Below are 19,475 nucleotides of genomic sequence, written 5' to 3' on the forward strand. Positions count from 1 at the left end.
GTACAAAAAAGAACAGGCGGCGCCCCTTGGCTCCGCCTGTTGACCTGTCACTGCAAATGATCACTGTTTGTGCTTCATTACGAAGCGACAGGTCTGCGGCGTTCATTTACGAAGACCGCAATCTTGTTGCCTCATTTCAGAATTTTCCCGTGTTCGCGATAGATGCCGCCCCAGGTCTTGCCCGCGATATAGGTCGGGCAGCCGGGTTTGGCGGTGTTGATGATCAGGAACCACATGGTTTCGCCGGGCCGTCCGGCGCGCGAATATTCACAGCCCAGCGGGTTGGTCCACCACTGGCCCTGATGGCCAACAGGTGGTTTTGCCACGGATGCGGCGGCTTGCGTTGCCAGCATCACGGTTGCGCCAATGGCTGCGACGCTTAGAATTTTCGAAATCATGGTCCACTCCACTTTGATTGATCTTCACGTGCCCCCACGCTTGATCGTCAAAATGATGGACGGCCCTTAACACGGGCCTAATGCGGCGCTGTCAAGCGCCGCGCAATTGTTTTAAATGGCGCGGGTTCAGTCCCAGCAGCTGACCAGAACGGTCATGCCCACAGCCACCTCGGTGATGTCCTCGGGGGCAGAGGCGCCGGTTTCGGCGGCCGCTTTGGTGCTGACACCGGCATTGGCCAGAACCTGCCGGATCACGTTGGCGTCGGCGGCAAAGACGACTTCGTCGGGCAGCGCGCGTGCGCCATCGGGCTTGGGCAACAGCATTCCCGTGACCGACCCCGTGGCGTCAAAGACCGGCCCGCCCGCGTCGCCAGGCAGGGTGGTCATGGCCAGACGGTACAGACCGGTCTCGCCCTGCAATCCGCGCACATCTGCCAACATGCCAAAGGTCATACTGGGTGCGCTCAGCACGCCGTCATAGCTGTAACCGGCAACCGCGACTTCGGACTGCAAGCGCGGCGCGGTGGCGCTGAACTGTGCAACCGACAGCGGGGCCAGCGTCTCTTTGGGGCGCAGCACGGCAATGCCATTGGCAGCGTCATCGGCGATCACATCGGCTTCGTATTCATCATCAATCGTCAGGCGGGTGCACGACTGAACAGCCTCGGAGGTGGTCAGCACCAGCCCCGCACTGTCCACATAAAAGCCCGAGCGCGCGATGCGCGGTTTGCGCACATCCAGCCCGGACACAAGGTCGATGGCCTGCGCATCGGCATTGCCTGCCGCGGGGTCAAGGGCCGCATCAAGGCGGACAAAGCTCTTGTCCATCTCGCCAATCAGACGGCGGCGGCGTTCTTCGTCCCCCGCAGGCCAGATCAATGTAAAGCCCTTGATCTTGCCGTCTTGCAGGGTGGCGCGGGTTTCCGACACCATGGTGCCGTTTTCACCGATCAGCACAAAGTCGTTCTTGCGACGTTCGCGCGGACCCTCCAGCGGCACAATTTCCAGTGTTTGCATGATGTCATACAGGCCATACAAGGTATCCTGATCGCCACGCTGGCTGATCAGCAGCACTTTGGCCGGAATGTCGCCGGTGGCGTCATAATGGGCAAAGGGCGGTTCATAACGGTCAAAGCTGACCACATTGGCTGGCAGCATCATTTCGATGCCGGCATCTGCGTCAACAACCCGTTCCAGTCCCAAACCTTCCAGCACCGCGTTATACTGTTTTTTCAATGCGCTGCGTTGCAACGTGGTCAGTATGCCGGTGACGTCAAAGGCGTTTGCCTCTTGCCAGGCGGCCATGGAATTGCGCGTGCCACGGCCAAAGGCGCCGTCGATGGCCGCGTTGTAAAACCCGGCCCATTTCAGCATTGTCTGCAAATCCATCCGCTCGTCGCGGGTCAGCAACTGTTCGCTGCGACGTGCCTCGGCAGGGGTTTCATCTGCGGGTTCGGGCGTGGGCAGGGGGGCCACTTCGGCAACGACCTCGCCGGTTGTGGCGGTTTCGGCAGTGGCTTCTGCGGCAGCGGTCTGTGTTGCACTGTCGTCGGCCACCGCGTCAGGCGCATCGACCACACCCCGGTTCAGCACGTTGGCGCCCACCGGCCAGAATTGCTGGCGATAGTCCGAGGAGGCCGAGATATAGGAATCGCGCGGGATCAGACCGTCGGCGCGATAGACACGCAGCACCTGATCGGCGTCTTCGGGCGCATATGGCCCCAAGGCAATGCCGTACCAGCCCCCACCCAGCGCAAAACCGTTCACGTCCTCGATGGTTCCTGCATAGGCGCGGGCCCGCGATGTTGCTGTGGCCAGACTGGGGTGCGCTTCGATTTGTACCCATACAACCTCTTGGGCAGACTGCGCCGCCGCAGGTGTCACGGCCACCCCCGCTGTTACCCCTGACAACCCTGTTGCCAGCATTGCCGCAACCAACATCTTGCGCATCATCTTAACCAGAACTCCTGCTCGGAAATTATTTGATGCAGATAAGCAGGAAATCGCTGCAATGACCATATGCACACACGGGGAATTCATCGTCGCAGGCCTCTAATATGGCCCTTTTTTCCGGTCAAAGGGCACCAGCCTGCGACAAAGCCGCGATTGACCATTGTCGGGGGGCTGCGTAGGTAAGGCGCGCACGAAACTGGAAAGCGTATCCCCCATGTCCGACACGTCCACAGCCCCCCGTTCGTTTCAGGAAATCATCCTGCGGCTTCAGACCTATTGGGCGTCCAAAGGCTGCGCCATCCTGCAACCCTATGACATGGAAGTGGGGGCCGGGACGTTTCACCCTGCAACCACCCTGCGGTCGCTGGGCGCACAGCCATGGGCCGCGGCCTATGTGCAACCCTCGCGCCGCCCCACCGACGGGCGCTATGGCGAGAACCCGAACCGCTTGCAGCACTATTACCAGTATCAGGTGCTGATCAAACCCAGCCCGCCCGATCTGCAAGAGCTGTACCTTGGCAGCCTGCAAGCCATCGGCATCGACGCCAGCCTGCACGACATCCGTTTTGTCGAGGACGACTGGGAAAGCCCGACGCTGGGCGCCTGGGGGCTGGGCTGGGAAGTCTGGTGCGACGGTATGGAAGTGTCGCAGTTCACCTATTTCCAACAGGTCGGCGGCCACGATTGCAGCCCTGTCTCGGGCGAGCTGACCTATGGTCTGGAACGTCTGGCGATGTATGTGCTGGCGGTCGATCATGTGATGGACATGCCGTTCAACGATCCGCAATCGCCGATCCCGCTGACCTATGGCGATGTGTTCAAGCAGACCGAAGAAGAATACGCGCGCTGGAATTTCGACGTGGCCAACACCGAGGTGCTGCTGCGCCATTTCGAAGAGGCCGAGGCCGAGTGCAAGGTGATCCTTGAGCAAGCGCACGACGACCCCAAGACCGGCAAACGCATCGTCATGGCGCACCCTGCCTATGATCAGGCGATCAAGGCCAGCCACATCTTCAACCTGCTGGACGCGCGCGGCGTGATCTCGGTCACTGAACGTCAGGCCTATATCGGGCGCGTGCGCGCCCTGACCAAAGCCTGCGCGGATGCCTTTGTGCAGACACGGGCAGGGGGCTGGACCCCGGAAGCGGTCGCATGACCGGCAAGTTACTGGCGGCATTGATCGTGATTACAGCACTCATCGCAGGCGCAGGCATGTATTACCTGCAAGTCTATGGCTACTATGACGAGGTGACGCAGGAAGAGGTCAACCTGGTCTCGGTGGTCTCCGATCTGCCCGAGCCAATCCCGTTCACCGATTTCCAGGCTATCGACGCCGACAGCTCGCCCATCCGCTACCGTGCCTGTTTCAGGACGGACATGTCGCTGGCCATGCTGAGCGAAACCTTTGTCGGGCTGGAAAAGGCCGAGCCGCGCAATGCGCCGGGCTGGTTCGACTGTTTCGACGCCGCCGCCATCGGTGCCGAGCTTGAGGCAGGCACGGCGCTGCCGTTTCTGTCGCAAAAGAACGTGCACTACGGCGTCGACCGGATCGTGGCGATCACGCAGGACGGGCGCGGCTATATCTGGCACGAGCTGAACGACTGCGGCGAAAAAGCCTATGACGGCACCGTGGTGGGAGAGGAATGCCCCGAACGGCCCGCCGACAACTAAACCCCGCCCTGACCCGAAACGGGCAGGGGACCCCATCGCGTTTTAATCCGCGCCGCCTCTGGACCACACTGGCGGGTGGCGTTATCCACGGCGCGACCGGGTGGACCCTGCCGCCCCATAATCCAAAGGTGTGCCGGTGCCCGACCTGCTGATCGAACTGTTTTCCGAAGAAATCCCCGCACGGATGCAAACCCGCGCGGCGGGTGACCTGAAAAAGCTGGTGACCGACGGGCTGGTCGAGGCGGGCCTGACCTATGCCTCTGCCGCCGCCTTCTCGACGCCGCGCCGCCTGACGCTGACCATCGAGGGCGCGCTGGCCGCGTCGCCGACCACCGTGGAAGAGCGCAAGGGCCCCAAGGCCGACGCCCCCGAAAAGGCCATCGAAGGCTTCCTGCGCGGTGCCGGCCTGACCCGCGACGATCTGGAAGAACGCGACACGCCCAAGGGCAAGATCCTGTTCGCCAAGATCACCAAGCCGGGTCGCCCCGCCGCCGAAATCGTGGCCGAGGTGCTGGAACGCACCATTCGCAATTTCCCCTGGCCCAAGTCGATGCGCTGGGGCGATGGCACCCTGAAATGGGTGCGCCCGCTGCATTCGATCCTGTGTATTCTGGTCGCCGAAGAGGGCGCCGAAGTGGTGCCCATGGACATCGACGGCATCGCCTCGGGCAACACCACGCAGGGCCACCGTTTCATGTCACCCGGCGCGATCACCGTGCGCAGCTTCGACGACTACACCACCAAACTGCAACACGCCCATGTGGTGCTGGACCCCGCCGAGCGCGCCAACGCCATCTGGCACGACGCCACCACGCAGGCCTTTGCCCAGGGGCTTGAGGTGGTCGAAGACGCGGGCCTTCTGGCCGAGGTCGCAGGGCTGGTGGAATGGCCCGTGGTGCTGATGGGCAAGATCGACGACGATTTTCTGGGCCTGCCGCCCGAGGTGCTGCAAACCTCGATGAAAGAGCATCAAAAGTTCTTTTCCGTGCGCAACCCCAAGACCGGGCGGATCGAACGGTTCATCACCGTCGCCAACCGCGAAACCGCCGACAATGGCGCGACTATCCTTGCGGGCAACCAAAAGGTGCTGTCGGCCCGTCTGGCCGATGCAAAATTCTTCTGGGAAAACGACCTGCGCACCGCAAATGCAGGCATGACCGACTGGCTGGACGCGCTGAAAAACGTGACCTTCCACAACAAGCTGGGCACACAGGCCGATCTGGTCGACCGCATGGCGACACTGGCGCGTGAAATCGCCCCCGCCGTGGGCGCCGACCCCGATCAGGCCGAGCGCGCCGCGCGTCTGGCCAAGGCGGATCTGGCCTCGGAAATGGTCTATGAATTCCCCGAGCTTCAGGGGCTTATGGGCCGCTATTACATCGAAGCCATGGGCGAGGACAAAGCCATCGCCGCCGCCGCACAGGATCACTATGCGCCGCTGGGGCCGTCCGACGACGTGCCAACCGCGCCGGTGTCGGTGGCCGTGGCACTGGCCGAGAAGATCGACAAGCTGACAGGCTTCTGGGCGATTGACGAGAAGCCGACGGGGAGCAAAGACCCCTTTGCGCTGCGGCGGGCGGCTTTGGGGGTTATTCGGATTTTGGTTGAGAACGACTTGGCGCTTAGCTTGAAGTCGGAAGCTCTCCAAGTTTCTAGTACGATCATTACTACTACTTTGAAGCTTTCGCTTCAAAAGCTGACTTCAAAGAACGCCGACCTCCTCGCCTTCATCCACGACCGCCTCAAAGTCTACCTGCGCGACCAAGGCATCCGCCACGACATCATCGACGCCTGCATCGCCATGGAGGGGAACGACGACCTCAACCTGCTGGTCAAACGCGCCCGCGCCCTGTCGGACACGTTGAAAACCGACGACGGCGAAAACCTGATCCAGGGCTTCAAACGCGCCAACAACATCCTGACACAGGCGGAACAGGCCGACGGCGTCGAATACTCCTATGGCGCGGACCCGAAATTTGCCGAAACCGACGAGGAACGCGCCCTGTTCGCCGCCCTCGATGCCGCAGAGGCACAGATCACCCCCGCGATGCAGGCACAGGATTTCACCACAGCCATGTCCGCCATGGCCGGCCTGCGCGCACCGATTGATGCGTTCTTTACCGCCGTCCAGGTGAATTCCGACAATGCCACCGTGCGCCGCAACCGTCTGAACCTGCTCAGCCGCATCCGCCAGATCTGTCTGGCCGTGGCCGACCTGACCCGCATCGAGGGTTAAACCCCTTCATCTTGCAGGGTAAACTCCGGGGGAGGCGCGCAGCGCCGGGGGCAGAGCCCCCTCAAGGCATCTTTTTCAAGGGGGCCCAAGCCCCCTTGTCACATAATCATTAACTTCTATGCTGCGCCCAAACCAAAAGGTGCCGCAGTGCAGAACAACCCTGACACAACGCTCGTGACGCAGACCGCCCCGATCACCGCTGAAACGCACGGCGGTCGGGCAAAATGTCTGCAACGGCTGGTGCGGCTGGACCTGCCGGTGCCGGCCACCGTGGCGCTCAGCTTTGGCGCTGTGCACAACATCGCTTCGGGCCACCTGCCTGATATTCCAGGCATTCTTTCCGAATTCCCTTCTCGCGCCCTGCTGTGCGTGCGCCCGTCCTCGCAAGATCCCGATTGGGGCGGTCCGGGGGCGGTGCTGAACATCGGCATGAACCACGACCGTCACGCCGAGCTGTGCGAAAGCCTTGGCACACTGGCGGCGACCAAGATTTTCCTGCGCTTCGTGCAGGGCTATGCGGTGCATGTCGCGCGGCTTGATCCCGATATGTTCGACGCCATCGACGGCGAAGGCCCCGAGGCGCTTGCCGCGACCCTGCGCGCCTATGAGGACGAGACCGAAGAGCCGTTTCCCGCAGACATCGGCACCCAACTGGCCGGTGTGCTGAAATCCATGGCCCGCGCGTGGGAGGGCACCTCGGCCCGCCTGTTGCGCATGGCCAAGGGCGCGCCTGCGGATGCGGGGCTGGGTCTGGTGGTGCAGCAGATGGCGCTGGGCGTCGGGCGTGGCGAATGCGGATCGGGCGTGTTGCAGCTGGTCGATTCTGATACCGGTCTGGAACAGATCACGGGCCGCTATCTGCGCCAAAGTCAGGGCCGCGACGCGCTCAGCCCGCAGGCCGAGAGCATCTATATCACCTGCGACCCGCGCGGCCCCTCGCTTGAGGAATTGCTGCCCGAGTGTTTTGCCGAGCTCAAATCCCACGCTGCCCTGATGCGCGCCCGTCTGCGCGAAGAGATGCAGGTGGAATTTACCGTTGATAACGGCGCTTTGCACATTCTCGACGGGGTGCGCGTGACCCGTTCATCGCAAGCGACAGTGCGGATTGCCGTGCAACTGGCGCGCGATGGTATCATCACCCGCGAAGAGGCGCTGATGCGGGTGGAACCGCGCGCGCTGAACGAATTGCTGCACCGCCAGATCGCCGCTGACGCGCCGCGTGACGTGTTGGGGCAGGGCATTGCCGCCAGCCCCGGTGCCGCCACCGGACGGCTGGTGTTCTCGGCCTCCGAAGCGCAGGCCAGCGCCGCGCGCTCGGAACCCTGCATTCTGGTGCGCCGCGAAACCTCGCCCGAGGACATTCGCGGCATGCATGCGGCCAGGGGTGTCATGACCGAACGCGGTGGTATCACCAGCCACGCCGCCGTCATCGGGCGCGGCATTGGTCTGCCCTGTGTCGTGGGCATTTCGGACATGAAATTCAATATCGCCAACAAGACGATTCAGGCCAGCGACGGCCGTACCCTGCGCGAAGGCGATGTGGTGACCGTTGACGGGACCTCGGGGCAGGTGCTGCTGGGCGCGCCCGACATGCACGAGGCCGCGCTGGACGACGCCTTTCAGGAACTGATGGACTGGGCCAGCGAGGCCAGCGATATCGGCGTGCGCGCCAATGCCGACACGCCCGCCGACGCCCAGACCGCGCGCAATTTCAATGCGCAGGGAATCGGGCTGTGCCGCACCGAACATATGTTCTTTGAACCGGGCCGCCTGACTGTCATGCGCGAGATGATCTTTGCCGATTCCTCGCAAGACCGGCGCGCTTCGCTGGAACGTCTGCTGCCGATGCAGCGCGACGACTTTACCCAGCTGTTCCGCATCATGCAGGGCCAGCCGGTGTGCATCCGTCTGTTCGATCCGCCCTTGCACGAATTCCTGCCCACCAACCGGTCGGGCCAGCGCGAACTGGCCGAGGCGCTGGATCTGCCTTTGTCCACTGTCATGCGTCGCGTCGAAGGGTTGATGGAATACAACCCCATGTTGGGCATGCGCGGTGTGCGTCTGGGCATCACAGTGCCGGAAATCTACGAGATGCAGGCCCGCGCGATTTTCGAGGCGACCATTGACGCCAGCAAGGACGGCGATCCGGTGGTGCCCGAGATCATGATCCCGCTGGTCAGCGCCAAACGCGAGGTTGAGCTGGTGCGCGCGCGCGTCGATGCTGTTGCCGCCGCAGTGCGTCATGAACGCGGCGCCGCTTTTGACTACCGGTTGGGCGTTATGGTGGAAACACCGCGCGCCGCGTTGCGGGCCGCCGAAATCGCGCCCTATTGTGCGTTCATGAGCTTTGGGACCAATGACCTGACGCAGATGACCTATGGCCTGTCGCGCGATGATGCGGGGCGGTTCATGTCGACCTATGTCAAACAGGGCGTCTTTCCCGAAGATCCGTTTCACACCCTGGATGTGGACGGCGTGGGCGAGCTGATTGCAATCGGGGCCGAGCGGGGCCGATCCGCCTCGCCCAATCTTGTTCTGTCGGTCTGCGGCGAACATGGCGGCAACCCCGAATCGATTGCATTCGTGCGTCAGGCCGGGTTTGACTATGTTTCCTGTTCGCCGTTTCGCGTTCCGGTTGCACGCCTTGCAGCCGCGCAGCTTGCGATAGGTCACAAGACTGGGTAGAATCCCCCTGTAATCGCTGCCAGATGCTGTGCCCGCGCGGGTCTGCCTGCGACATAAAGGCCCTATAGGTAGATTCTTTGGTCCGTTTTCGTTAGACGGGCGGCACTGCAACTGCGTGCGATGGGTCTGATGAAATTTTTGCTGCTGTGCCTCTCACTGGCCTTTGGTCTGTGTTCTGTTCCTGCTCATGCCTCGGAGAAAGAGGCGCTGACATTGCTCAAGACCGAACGTCAGGGTCTGCAATCACTGTCTCAGGATCGCCTGCAAGCAATGATCGCGCCTCCGACTGTCAGCCACAAGGGCATTCAGTTCACCAGCAGCTGGCTGGACCACCAACCCAAGGCCACAGGCGGCGACCAGTGGCGGTGTCTGTCCGAGGCGCTGTATTTCGAAGCGCGCGGCGAGACCGTCAAAGGCCAGTTTGCTGTGGCAGAGGTCATCATGAACCGGGTCAAGTCGGGCCGTTTCCCCGGATCGGTTTGCGGTGTGATCCACCAGGGCACCGGCAAACGTTATCAGTGTCAGTTCACCTATACCTGTGACGGGCACGCCGAGAAAATCAGTGAACCCGCAGCCTTCAACCGCGTCGCAAAAGTTGCCCGCGCCGTGCTGGACGGCACTGCGCCGAAGCTGACAGAAGGTGCCACGCACTACCACACCACCGCCGTGAACCCGCGCTGGAGCAAGGTCTATACCCAAACCGCGCGCATCGGGGTGCATCTGTTCTACCGCGACACATACCGTACGGCGTCGAACTGACCAAACGCCGCCTTTGACCCTTGGGGCGACGTCTTTAACACTGTCGTTTTCGGGTCGGTGACGCTAGAAGGGCAGCCAACTGCTCTTGGGACGCGTCAATATGGCCTCTGAAATCCACCTTGCTTTTGCGCACCCGTCTGAACGGTCCGCTGCCACAGATGAGGGCATGCCGCTCGACCGGATTTCGGTGCGCGACTATGCGGTCGATGTCGAGATTGGTGCCTTTCAGGCCGAGCGTGGCAAGACCCAGCGCATCAAGTTCAATATCGTGGTCGAGGTTCAGCCGCTGACCGGACCCGTCGACGACGATGTCGATCGCATCCTGAGCTATGACAAGGTGACCGAAGCAATCGCGCACGAACTGGCGGACGAGCGGTTGAACCTGTTGGAAACGCTGGCCGAACGGGTGGCGGATCGTATCCTGATCGAACCGCAGGCGGTGCGCGCCTTTGTGCGTATCGAAAAACTGGATCGGGGGCCGGGCGCTTTGGGCGTCGAGATCGTGCGCGCCCGCGCCGAAGATGCCGCGCCCGTCGAAGAAGAAGAGGTCCTGCACCCCGAGCTGGTGTTCTTTGGCAATGCGGCCATTTCATCACCACACCTGACTGGCTGGATCGACCAGCTGCATGCTGCCGGTCGCCCGCTGATCTTTTGCGTCGGCCCCTCGGATGTCCCCGCCCCGCAGTCCGGTCACCGCTGGACCCAGCGGCGCATCGACCTGCTGGCGATTGAGCAAAACGCATGGGTGCTGGCCGCCCGCGATGCGCGCTGTGTGGTGGTCGAGACCCACACCGAGCTGGAATGGGCGATGAAAAACGGCCAGAGCTGTGTCTGGGCCCCCTCCAAGATCGTTCTCGACGCAGTTGCAGGCCCTTCGGTTCAACCCAGCGATGCAGTGGCATTGGCCGCGTGGTTTGCCTCGACCTATCACGCCAGCGAGCTTCTGGTGATTGGCGCTGACCTGCCTGCGGATGCTTCTGTGCCGTTGCGCGCCGTGCCGGTGACGGAAGCTGTGCTGTGACACAATATGTCCGGCCTTTGGTACAGGTCGGCCCTGTGCGGCCTGACCGCGCGGTGTCGCTGGCCGGAGGCTGGAGCTGGTTCACCGATGTCGAAGTGCTTGAGCGCGGGCGCGTGCCTGTGGTGATCCCTGCGGATCAATGTGATGTCGATCTGACCCCGCTGACGGCCGCGCGGGCGCCGATTGCAGGCCTTGCGTGGCATACACCGCATGTCATGGGTATTCTCAACGTCACCCCTGACAGCTTTTCCGATGGTGGACAGCACGCGGGCGATGCGGCCACCGCCCATGCCCAGCGTATGGTGCAGGAGGGGGCGGCGATGATCGACGTAGGCGGTGAATCCACCCGCCCGGGCGCCGAAACCGTCGATCCGCAAGACGAGATTGCCCGCACTGCCCCGGCCATTGCCGCCATGCGGGCGGCGGGGATCGACACGCCTGTGTCCATCGACACCCGCAAGGCTGCCGTTGCGGCGGCGGCGCTGGACGCGGGGGCGGATATCGTGAACGACGTGGCAGGCTTAACCTATGATACCGCGCTTGCCCCGCTGTGTGCTGCGCGGGGCGCACCCGTATGCGTCATGCATGCGCAGGGTGATCCGGCGACCATGCACCACGACCCGCAATATGATGACGTGCTGCTGGACGTCTATGATTACCTGTCCGGACGCATTGCAGAGCTGACGGCACAGGGCATCGCACGCGACCGGATCATCGTTGATCCCGGCATCGGCTTTGGCAAGACGCTGGACCACAACATGGTGCTGCTGAACCGCCTGTCGCTGTTTCACGGCCTTGGCGCGCCGATCCTGCTGGGCGTGTCACGCAAGCGTTTCATCGGCACGCTGGCGGCGGAACCGGACGCGGCCAAACGCGGCCCCGGATCGGTGGGCGTGGCATTGGCCGCCTTGGGGCAGGGGGTGCAGCTGATCCGCGCCCATGACGTTGCACTGCACACACAGGCCATTGCGCTTTGGCGCGCCTCTGTGGCACATCAGTCTTCATGAAAAAACTCTTTGGCACAGACGGCATTCGCGGCACTGCGAACACCGGCAATATGACCGCTGAAACCGCCCTGCGCATTGGCGCGGCGGTCGGGCGCTATTTCAAGCGCGATGACAGCAGTGTGCACCGCGTGGTGATCGGCAAGGACACGCGGCTGTCGGGCTATATGTTCGAAAACGCGCTGACGGCGGGTCTGACCTCGATGGGCATGAACGTGCTGCTGCTGGGGCCGGTGCCGACACCTGCCGTGGGCCTGCTGACACGCTCCATGCGCGCGGACCTGGGGGTGATGATCTCGGCCAGCCACAATCCCGCGCACGACAACGGGATCAAGTTCTTCGGTCCCGACGGCTTCAAACTGTCCGACGCTGCCGAGGCTGAAATCGAAACGCTTGTGCGCGACGGTGTCGATCTGATCGACGCCGGCCAGATTGGCCGTGCCAAACGGATCGACGACGGGCGTTTTCGCTATATCGAGCGGCTGAAATCCACCTTTCCGCGCCAGATGCGACTGGACGGGCTAAAGGTTGTGATCGACTGCGCCAACGGGGCGGCCCACCGTGTCGCGCCTGAGGCGTTGTGGGAACTGGGGGCCACCGTGATCCCAGTGGGCGTCAGCCCCAATGGCCACAATATCAATCAGGGCTGCGGCAGCACCCACCCCGAAACCGCCGCCGAAACCGTTGTGGCGCATGGTGCGGATGTGGCGATTTGTCTGGACGGCGATGCTGACCGCGTGATCCTGATAGACGAGAACGGCACCGTCGGTGATGGCGATCAGTTCATGGCCCTGATGGCGGCCCGCTGGGCGGACGAGGGCAAGCTGAAAGGCAATGCTCTGGTCGCCACCGTGATGTCGAACCTTGGCCTTGAACGGTTTCTGGAAGGGCGCGGCCTGCGCCTTGAACGCACCAATGTGGGCGACCGCTATGTGGTGGAACGGATGCGCGAAGGCGGGTTTAATCTGGGCGGTGAACAGTCAGGCCATATCGTGATGACCGACCATTCCACCACCGGCGACGGCCTGATGGCCGGCCTGCAATTTCTGGCGGAAATGGTCCGCTCGGGCAAACCTGCCAGCACGCTGTTGCACAGTTTTGATCCGGTGCCCCAACTGCTGAAAAACGTGCGTTACGCCGACGGACAGGCACCGCTGGACGATGCATCAGTCAAGGCGGCGATTGCGCAGGCCGAGGCTGATCTGGCCACTGGCGGACGGCTGTTGATCCGCAAATCCGGTACCGAGCCGCTGATCAGGGTGATGGCTGAACACGAAGATGCCGCCCTGATGGAACGGGCCGTTGCCAGCGTGGTCGATGCAGTGGGCAGCGCGGTTTCATTGCCTGTTATCGGTTGATCGCATCGTCTTTGGCTGGAGGGTTCATCCCGACGGATCACCCCAGTCTCGCGCGCTTCATGTCCATGATCAGGCCCACGGAATCCATATAGAGCGTGCCCACGGCCTTGGATTTGCGGGCCAGTTTTCCCTGATCCAGCAGTGCCGCGGCTTTGCCTTTGCTGGCCTTGCGCAGGGTCGTTTCCACCGCGGCATTTTGGCCATTTATCGGGATGCTGAGCCGTACCGAACGCGCCTTGGCCAGGGCCGCTTCGCCGTTCTTGTTCATTTCGGCAAAGAGCGTATCGCCGTATTGGCGCACCGTACCGACCTTGGCCGCGCGTTTGGTGCGCTGCCGGGCGGGCACACCACCCGCCGCGCGGTTGTCCGGCACAAGTTTGGCCTGCTTCATGCTCTGTACCATCACCAGCAAGGGAAGGAGCAGCACAAGCAGACTCACCTGTGCCACAACCAGCAGGATCAGCAGCGTCCTAAGCGTTTCCCGCCCGCTGCCATCTGCATCTGCCTTGTCCGGTATGTTAAAAACGCCGACAGCGGCAAAGGCTGCCAATGTCGAAACGACGTCTCTTCTATCATATTCTGTCATCGTTTACCCCCTTACCAACTAGGAAAGGATAGCGCGAAAACGGAAAATTACCTAGTCTGAGATTTCACCGACGGATCAAACAGCCGCCGCAAAGCGCCATATTGGCTAAGGCCAACACCTGCCAAAATCAGAACCAGCGCCAGCAGCAAGGATGGCGGCGCGGGTTCGCCCAGCAGAATGATCCCCATGACCACCGACCAGATCGGCACCTGATAGTTGGTCAGGGACATGAACACCGGCCCGGCGGTGCGCACCACCGTCACCCGCAAGAAATTCGCGGCGGCGGTGGGCACCAGGCCCAAAAAGGCAATAATCAGCAAGGTTTGCGTCGAGGGCATTGGCGGGGGGCCCTCAACGATCAATGCGGCGGGAAGGACAATGGCGCTTGCGATCAGCAGCAGAGCGGTGCTTAGGCCGATGGGATCGACCTGCGGCAAACGGCGCATCAGCACCGACGATGTGCCATAGCAACAGGCCGCCGCAATACAGGCCGCGCGGCCTGCGGTTTCCATCCCCGCGCCGGTGCTTTCAAAGGCATCACCGCCGATCAACACGCACACACCTGAAAACCCGATCAGAAAACCTGCTGCGCGCCGCCATGTCAGCCGCTCTCCTGGCACCAGAAAATGCGCCAGCGGCAGCACGGTCAGTGCGACCGAGGCCATCGAAACGCCAGCAAAACCAGAGGTCACATATTGCTGCCCCCACGCCAGCAGCATGAACGGAATTGCCGAACTGAACGCACCGATTGCGACCATCGCACCCCATGTGGCAGGGCGGGGCGATTGCGCGAACAATCGTCCGCCCATGGCCTGCCAGATGACCAGCATCAATACGGCGGCAAAGACAATGCGCCCTGCGGCCAGCCAAAAGGCCGTGATGCCGGTCAGCGCCAATTCGGTTACCAAAAACGTTCCGCCCCAGGTGAAAGCCAGAACGGCAATCAGCATCCAGCTTTTTCCGGTAATTTCCGTTGTCTGCGTCATGTCGGGAGGCCTTTTTTCTGGGCGGGGGCCTGTTTGCCCTGCAATCACCTTTGCACGTCTTTGCCGCGCGAAGTTTTGATGCGCGTCAAAGCATTTCATACCGGCGATGTCGAGCGGATTAGGCAGGCATCGCAACTGCGCCGCGCATCTGCAAGACAGGGGGCAGAAACAAAAAGCCCCGGCGCAATGGCCGGGGCTTGAACCTGTTCACAAGTGAAAAGGTTTAGTTCTTGGATTTGTCGACCATCTTGCCTGCGGAAATCCACGGCATCATACCGCGCAGTTTCTCGCCTGTGGCTTCGATCTGGTGTTCGTCGTTGATGCGACGGGTGCCTTTGAAGAACGGCTGACCCACCTGGTTTTCCGCCATAAAGTCGCGCACGAACTTGCCGGTTTGAATGTCGGTCAGAACCGCTTTCATCCGTGCCTTTGTCTCGTCATAGGGCAGGATGCGCGGGCCGGACACGTATTCGCCGTACTCGGCTGTGTTCGAGATCGAGTAGTTCATGTTGGCGATGCCGCCTTCGTAGATCAGGTCTACGATCAGCTTCACTTCGTGCAGACATTCGAAATAGGCCATTTCCGGCGCGTAACCGGCTTCGACCAGAGTTTCAAAGCCCATGCGGATCAGTTCAACCAGACCGCCACACAGAACAGCCTGTTCACCGAACAGGTCGGTTTCGCATTCTTCGCGGAAGTTGGTTTCGATGATGCCCGAACGGCCGCCACCGATGGCGGAGCAATAGGACAGGCCGATTTCGAGCGCCTTGCCCGATGCGTCCTTGTCCACGGCCACCAGGCAGGGCACGCCGCCGCCTTTGGTGTATTCGCCGCGCACGGTGTGACCGGGGCCTTTGGGGGCCATCATGATCACGTCGACGCCTTCTTTGGGCTCGATCAGACCAAAGTGCACGTTCAGGCCGTGGGCGAATGCAATCGCTGCACCTTCGCGGATGTTGTCGTGGACGTATTTCTTGTATGTTTCGGCCTGAAGTTCGTCGGGCATTGTGAACATGATCAGGTCGGCCCAGGCTGCCGCTTCGGCGATGCCCATGGTTTTCAGGCCTTCGCCTTCGGCCTTGGCGATCGAGGGCGAACCTTCGCGCAGGGCGACGACAAGGTTCTTGGCACCGCTGTCGCGCAGGTTCAGCGCGTGGGCGTGACCCTGGGAGCCGTAGCCCAGGATGGCCACTTTCTTGTCCTTGATCAGGTTGATGTCGCAATCGCGGTCATAGTAAACGCGCATGGTGATTTCCTTCCATATGTCTCTGGGCCGCACCATATGCCCCGCATCGGGGATGGTCAGCGTTGTATTTTGAGTTTATTTGGCAAGACGAAGGGTGAATCATTCGCCAAAATTGCCAAAGGCATAAAAATCATGCTTGATGATCTGGACCGACGCATTCTGCGCCAATGGCAGGCGGACCCGACCCTGTCGCCTGCGGAGCTGGCCGAACGCTGTGGTATGACACCCGCGCGGGTGCAGCGGCGGCAGATGCGGCTGATGGACACCGGCGCGGTCAAGGGCGTGCGGGCGGTGATCGATTGGCAGGCGTTGGGCTATTCCGTCGAGGTGTCGCTGCGCGTGACGCTGGACAAGACCGTCGCTGCGGCCTTTGACGAGTTTCTGAAAGCGGCGCGCGAGGTGCCCGAGGTGGTCGAGATCCAGACCTTTCTGGGGCGTGTCGACGTGCGGCTGTCGGTGATCGCGCAGGATATGGCGCATTACCAGCGGGTGTACCGGACGCGGGTGCTGACCCTGCCGCATATCGCGGACATCGAACCGTTGATGCATGTGGCGCGGATCAAATCAGACGAGCGGTTGCCGATATGACGGAGCTGGACGACATCGACCGCGCGCTGCTGCGCGCGCTGGCGCTGGATGCCACGCAAAGCGCCGGCGCGTTGGGACGTGATCTGGGCCTGTCGCAGCCCGCCACATGGCGTCGGATCAAGCGCCTGAAAGACAGCGGCGTGATCGCGGGCCACCGTTTGCAGATTGATGCCGAGGCTGTGGGCTTTGGCGTGACCGTGTTCCTGGGGGTGAAACTGGCGACCAAGGGGCGCGTCAGTCTGGAAGACTTTGAACGGGCGGTGACGGCGATCCCCGAGGTGCAGACGGTCGAACATGTTCTGGGCCTGTATGATTACCGCCTGCGCGTCGTGGCGCGGGATCTGTCCGATTTTGAACGGGTGTTGCGGCGGCGGATCATGACCTTGCCGGGGGCGGGGGATGTCGAGGCAAACGTGCTGCTGAGTGAAGAGCGGCTGACCGGCCCGATCAGCTGATCTGGCAATTGGGGCCGCGTAGGCTTAGGTGTGTGGCAAAGTCAGACCGAAGGAGCCCGATCATGGCATTGCTTGACACCGTTGACCCGCAAGGGATGGATGAATTCTCGGTGGTCTTCACCGACCGCTCGCTGAACCACATGTCTGCCGCCTTTCAGAAGGTGATGAAGGATATTTCGGCGATGCTGAAAGAGGTCTATGGCGCCGATGCCGTGGCCATCGTGCCCGGTGGCGGCACCTATGGGATGGAAGCGGTCGCCCGCCAGTTCGCCCGTGGTGCCCGCGTGCTGGTCGTGCGTAACGGTTGGTTCAGCTACCGCTGGAGCCAGATCATCGAAAGCGGGGATCTGACCGGCGAGGCGACCGTTCTGAAAGCGCGCCAGTCGGGGAACGCCTCACCGTCACCCTTTGTCCCCGCACCCATCGAAGAGGTTGTGGCCGCCATCCGCGATGGCAAGCCCGAGATCGTCTTTGCCCCGCACGTGGAAACCAGCGCCGGTGTGATCCTGCCCGATGACTATGTCGCCGCGATGGCCGCCGCCGCTCATGAGGTCGGCGCCCTGATGGTGCTGGATTGTATCGCTTCGGGCTGTGCCTGGGTCGACATGCGCAAGCTGGGCGTCGATGTGCTGTTGTCCGCGCCGCAAAAGGGGTGGAGTGCCGCCCCTTCGGCCGGTCTGGTGATGATGTCCGACCGTGCGCTGGCGCGGATGGAGCAGACCACGTCCGACAGCTTTGCCATCGATTTGAAGAAATGGCACCAGATCATGCAGGCCTATGAAAACGGTGGTCATGCCTATCATGCGACCATGCCCACGGATGCCCTGCGGGCGTTCCGTGACACGATGGTCGAGACGCGCGATTACGGGTTCGGGCGGCTGAAAGAGGCGCAATGGCAGCTGGGCGATGCGGTGCGCAAGATGCTGGCGGATCGTGGGGTGATCTCGGTGGCCGCAGACGGCTTTGGCGCGCCGGGAGTTGTGGTGTCCTATACCGCCGATCCGCAAATCCAGAACGGCAAGAAGTTCGCCGCCGAAGGGATGCAGATTGCCGCCGGTGTGCCGCTGGCCTGCGACGAGCCTGCGGATTTCTCGACCTTCCGGCTGGGGCTGTTCGGGCTGGACAAGCTTTATGACGTGGACGCCACGCTGGCGCGTCTGGAAACGGTTCTCGACAAGGTGCTGTAAGAGCACTTTCGAAAAAAACTGGATCACTTAACGCTGCCTGAAATCATAGATTTCAACGCGTTAAGTGATAACCCTTGTATTAGGTTTTCCGAGAAGTGCTTTAACGCACCCCAAGGCCCATCTGCATCAGTGTCTTGCGCACCGGTGCCAGCGCATAGAGCGCATTCAACCCCAACGCCCGTGCATCCCGCAGCGCGGGCGTGCTGACCTGCGATGCGCGGTTCAGCGCATCAATCCCTGCCACCCGCACGCGCATGTCGCGGATGCGCGCGTCGTGATAGGCGTCCAGCATTTGTGCATCGCCCAGATGGTCGTGCCGCGCCAGCGCCAGGTCCAGCAGGGTCGACAGATCAGACAGGCTCATGTTCAGCCCCTGCGCGCCGATGGGCGGCACCACATGCGCGGCCTCGGCCATCAGGGCGATGCGTTGCCCGCTGAGGCGTTCGGCCTGTTGGCTGATGATCGGCCAGATGGTGCGGTTCGAGGCCAGCGTCAGCGGCCCGAACAGGTGGCAGCTGCGCAGCGACATTGCGGCCTCGAAGGCTTCGGTGTCCAGCGCCATCCGTGCAACGGTTGCAGGGCCGTCGTCCATCCACACCACGGCAGAGCAGGGCAGCCCCTCGTGATCCGGCAGCGGCACCAGCGTGAACGGCCCGCCGGTGCGGTGCACTTCGGTCGAGACATTGTCGTGCGGGATCGGGTGGGTCACGGCAAAGGCCAGCGCCTTTTGTCCATAGCGCGTTGTTTTCACGTCAATCCCGGCCGCTTGCCGCATCGGTGAATTGCGCCCGTCGGCGGCGATCACCAGCCTGGCGCGCACGTTTGTGCCATCGTCGAGCTTTACCCGCGCCTCTGCGGTGCGGGTCAGCAGGCTGGCGGTGCCGGTGCCGGGGCGGAAATCGACGTTGGGCAGGTCGTGCAAACGCGCCACCATCTCGCGCCGCAGCCGCCAGTTGGGCAGGTTCCAGCCAAAGGGCAGGTCGGAGATATCCGCCGCACGGAAATCACGGGTCAGACGGGGGGTGCCCTCCGCACCGCCCGCGTCAACGATGCGCATGATCTTCAGCGGGGCGGCGTAGGGTTCCAGCCGCTCCCACAGGCCTGCGGTTTTCAGAACCTCGCGGGCGGGTTGCAGCATGGCCGTGGTGCGCATGTCGGCGCCTGTGGCCTCGCGTTCGGTGATGGGCGGGGCGGGATCGACACAGATCACGTCAAAGCCCGCCGTGCCAAAGGCCGCCGCCGCAGTCAGCCCGGCGACGCCGCCGCCGGAAATCAGGATATCGGTTTCAATCATGTCGGTGATCCTAGTACGGCGCGCGGCGCAGGAAAGGCGGCAAAGCGT

17 protein-coding genes are annotated in these 19,475 nt (G+C 62.4%); 11 read left to right on the plus strand and 6 right to left on the minus strand.

Features of this window, described 5'->3' with window-relative positions; genetic code table 11:
- Positions 1–131 precede the first annotated feature (131 nt).
- Together DSM107133_RS06070 and DSM107133_RS06075 are read right to left on the minus strand one after the other, a co-directional pair.
- Entirely contained in the window at positions 132–398 is a 267-nt protein-coding gene (locus DSM107133_RS06070; RefSeq protein WP_240310547.1) for a hypothetical protein, read from the minus strand.
- A gap of 126 nt (positions 399–524) precedes the next feature.
- A complete protein-coding gene (locus tag DSM107133_RS06075) occupies positions 525–2,348 on the minus strand; it encodes a serine protease (protein WP_114293904.1) in 1,824 nt (607 codons plus the stop codon).
- Between the two features lie 217 nt (positions 2,349–2,565).
- On the opposite strand from DSM107133_RS06075, the gene DSM107133_RS06080 reads away from it, so the two are divergent.
- The 8 genes from DSM107133_RS06080 to glmM all read left to right on the plus strand — a co-directional run bounded on the left by DSM107133_RS06080 (position 2,566) and on the right by glmM (position 13,085).
- Positions 2,566–3,507 carry a glycine--tRNA ligase subunit alpha gene (locus DSM107133_RS06080; protein WP_114293849.1) on the plus strand — a complete coding sequence of 314 codons (942 nt, stop codon included), beginning with the start codon at positions 2,566–2,568 and terminating at the stop codon, positions 3,505–3,507.
- Complete coding sequence (locus DSM107133_RS06085; RefSeq protein ID WP_114293850.1) at positions 3,504–4,022, plus strand: DUF6446 family protein; 519 nt, start codon at positions 3,504–3,506, stop codon at positions 4,020–4,022. The genes DSM107133_RS06080 and DSM107133_RS06085 overlap by 4 nt, the downstream gene beginning before the upstream one ends.
- A 136-nt stretch (positions 4,023–4,158) precedes the next feature.
- Entirely contained in the window at positions 4,159–6,258 is a 2,100-nt protein-coding gene (gene glyS / locus DSM107133_RS06090; protein WP_114293851.1) for a glycine--tRNA ligase subunit beta, read from the plus strand.
- Between the two features lie 147 nt (positions 6,259–6,405).
- Positions 6,406–8,943, plus strand: a complete 2,538-nt coding sequence (locus DSM107133_RS06095) for a putative PEP-binding protein (protein ID WP_114293852.1) — start codon at positions 6,406–6,408, stop codon at positions 8,941–8,943.
- A 129-nt stretch (positions 8,944–9,072) separates the two neighbouring features.
- A complete protein-coding gene (locus DSM107133_RS06100) occupies positions 9,073–9,702 on the plus strand; it encodes a cell wall hydrolase (protein ID WP_114293905.1) in 630 nt (209 codons plus the stop codon).
- A 100-nt stretch (positions 9,703–9,802) separates the two neighbouring features.
- Positions 9,803–10,723 (plus strand): dihydroneopterin aldolase, encoded by a 921-nt coding sequence (locus DSM107133_RS06105; RefSeq protein ID WP_114293853.1) that lies wholly within the window; start codon positions 9,803–9,805, stop codon positions 10,721–10,723.
- Positions 10,720–11,730, plus strand: coding sequence for a dihydropteroate synthase (folP, locus tag DSM107133_RS06110; protein WP_114293854.1), 1,011 nt, complete (start codon positions 10,720–10,722; stop codon positions 11,728–11,730). The genes DSM107133_RS06105 and folP overlap by 4 nt, the downstream gene beginning before the upstream one ends.
- A complete protein-coding gene (gene glmM / locus DSM107133_RS06115) occupies positions 11,727–13,085 on the plus strand; it encodes a phosphoglucosamine mutase (RefSeq protein WP_114293855.1) in 1,359 nt (452 codons plus the stop codon). The genes folP and glmM overlap by 4 nt, the downstream gene beginning before the upstream one ends.
- 37 nt (positions 13,086–13,122) lie before the next feature.
- On the opposite strand, the gene DSM107133_RS06120 is transcribed toward glmM, so the two are convergent.
- From DSM107133_RS06120 to ilvC, 3 genes are all read right to left on the minus strand, one after another.
- Positions 13,123–13,671: a hypothetical protein gene (locus DSM107133_RS06120; RefSeq protein WP_162792048.1), complete on the minus strand. Its 549-nt coding sequence runs from the start codon at positions 13,669–13,671 to the stop codon at positions 13,123–13,125.
- Between the two features lie 47 nt (positions 13,672–13,718).
- Positions 13,719–14,657, minus strand: a complete 939-nt coding sequence (locus tag DSM107133_RS06125) for a DMT family transporter (protein WP_114293857.1) — start codon at positions 14,655–14,657, stop codon at positions 13,719–13,721.
- Between the two features lie 223 nt (positions 14,658–14,880).
- The gene (gene ilvC, locus DSM107133_RS06130) at positions 14,881–15,903 is read right to left on the minus strand and encodes a ketol-acid reductoisomerase (protein ID WP_114293858.1); all 1,023 of its coding nucleotides are present in this window, start codon (positions 15,901–15,903) and stop codon (positions 14,881–14,883) included.
- Between the two features lie 132 nt (positions 15,904–16,035).
- On the opposite strand from ilvC, the gene DSM107133_RS06135 reads away from it, so the two are divergent.
- From DSM107133_RS06135 to DSM107133_RS06145, 3 genes are all read left to right on the plus strand, one after another.
- Positions 16,036–16,491, plus strand: a complete 456-nt coding sequence (locus tag DSM107133_RS06135) for an Lrp/AsnC family transcriptional regulator (protein WP_114293906.1) — start codon at positions 16,036–16,038, stop codon at positions 16,489–16,491.
- Positions 16,488–16,946 (plus strand): Lrp/AsnC family transcriptional regulator, encoded by a 459-nt coding sequence (locus DSM107133_RS06140; protein ID WP_114293859.1) that lies wholly within the window; start codon positions 16,488–16,490, stop codon positions 16,944–16,946. The genes DSM107133_RS06135 and DSM107133_RS06140 overlap by 4 nt, the downstream gene beginning before the upstream one ends.
- Positions 16,947–17,008: 62 nt before the next feature.
- Positions 17,009–18,133, plus strand: a complete 1,125-nt coding sequence (locus tag DSM107133_RS06145) for an aminotransferase class V-fold PLP-dependent enzyme (RefSeq protein WP_114293860.1) — start codon at positions 17,009–17,011, stop codon at positions 18,131–18,133.
- Between the two features lie 100 nt (positions 18,134–18,233).
- Here DSM107133_RS06145 and DSM107133_RS06150 read toward each other — a convergent pair whose 3' ends face one another.
- Complete coding sequence (locus DSM107133_RS06150; protein ID WP_114293861.1) at positions 18,234–19,427, minus strand: UbiH/UbiF family hydroxylase; 1,194 nt, start codon at positions 19,425–19,427, stop codon at positions 18,234–18,236.
- Positions 19,428–19,475: the final 48 nt, after the last annotated feature.

It is taken from the genome of Pseudosulfitobacter sp. DSM 107133 (assembly GCF_022788695.1).
Taxonomy (GTDB): domain Bacteria; phylum Pseudomonadota; class Alphaproteobacteria; order Rhodobacterales; family Rhodobacteraceae; genus Pseudosulfitobacter.

Bases quoted from the DNA above. Each gene is read 5' to 3' on its own strand.
- DSM107133_RS06140 (WP_114293859.1), top strand. From the start codon at position 16,488: ATGACGGAGCTGGACGACATCGACCGCGCGCTGCTGCGCGCGCTGGCG.
- DSM107133_RS06105 (WP_114293853.1), top strand. From the start codon at position 9,803: ATGGCCTCTGAAATCCACCTTGCTTTTGCGCACCCGTCTGAACGGTCC.
- DSM107133_RS06125 (WP_114293857.1), bottom strand. From the start codon at position 14,657: ATGACGCAGACAACGGAAATTACCGGAAAAAGCTGGATGCTGATTGCC.
- DSM107133_RS06080 (WP_114293849.1), top strand. From the start codon at position 2,566: ATGTCCGACACGTCCACAGCCCCCCGTTCGTTTCAGGAAATCATCCTG.
- glmM (WP_114293855.1), top strand. From the start codon at position 11,727: ATGAAAAAACTCTTTGGCACAGACGGCATTCGCGGCACTGCGAACACC.
- ilvC (WP_114293858.1), bottom strand. From the start codon at position 15,903: ATGCGCGTTTACTATGACCGCGATTGCGACATCAACCTGATCAAGGAC.
- DSM107133_RS06150 (WP_114293861.1), bottom strand. From the start codon at position 19,427: ATGATTGAAACCGATATCCTGATTTCCGGCGGCGGCGTCGCCGGGCTG.
- DSM107133_RS06070 (WP_240310547.1), bottom strand. From the start codon at position 398: ATGATTTCGAAAATTCTAAGCGTCGCAGCCATTGGCGCAACCGTGATG.
- DSM107133_RS06100 (WP_114293905.1), top strand. From the start codon at position 9,073: ATGAAATTTTTGCTGCTGTGCCTCTCACTGGCCTTTGGTCTGTGTTCT.
- DSM107133_RS06135 (WP_114293906.1), top strand. From the start codon at position 16,036: ATGCTTGATGATCTGGACCGACGCATTCTGCGCCAATGGCAGGCGGAC.
- DSM107133_RS06145 (WP_114293860.1), top strand. From the start codon at position 17,009: ATGGCATTGCTTGACACCGTTGACCCGCAAGGGATGGATGAATTCTCG.
- DSM107133_RS06085 (WP_114293850.1), top strand. From the start codon at position 3,504: ATGACCGGCAAGTTACTGGCGGCATTGATCGTGATTACAGCACTCATC.
- DSM107133_RS06120 (WP_162792048.1), bottom strand. From the start codon at position 13,671: ATGACAGAATATGATAGAAGAGACGTCGTTTCGACATTGGCAGCCTTT.
- DSM107133_RS06075 (WP_114293904.1), bottom strand. From the start codon at position 2,348: ATGCGCAAGATGTTGGTTGCGGCAATGCTGGCAACAGGGTTGTCAGGG.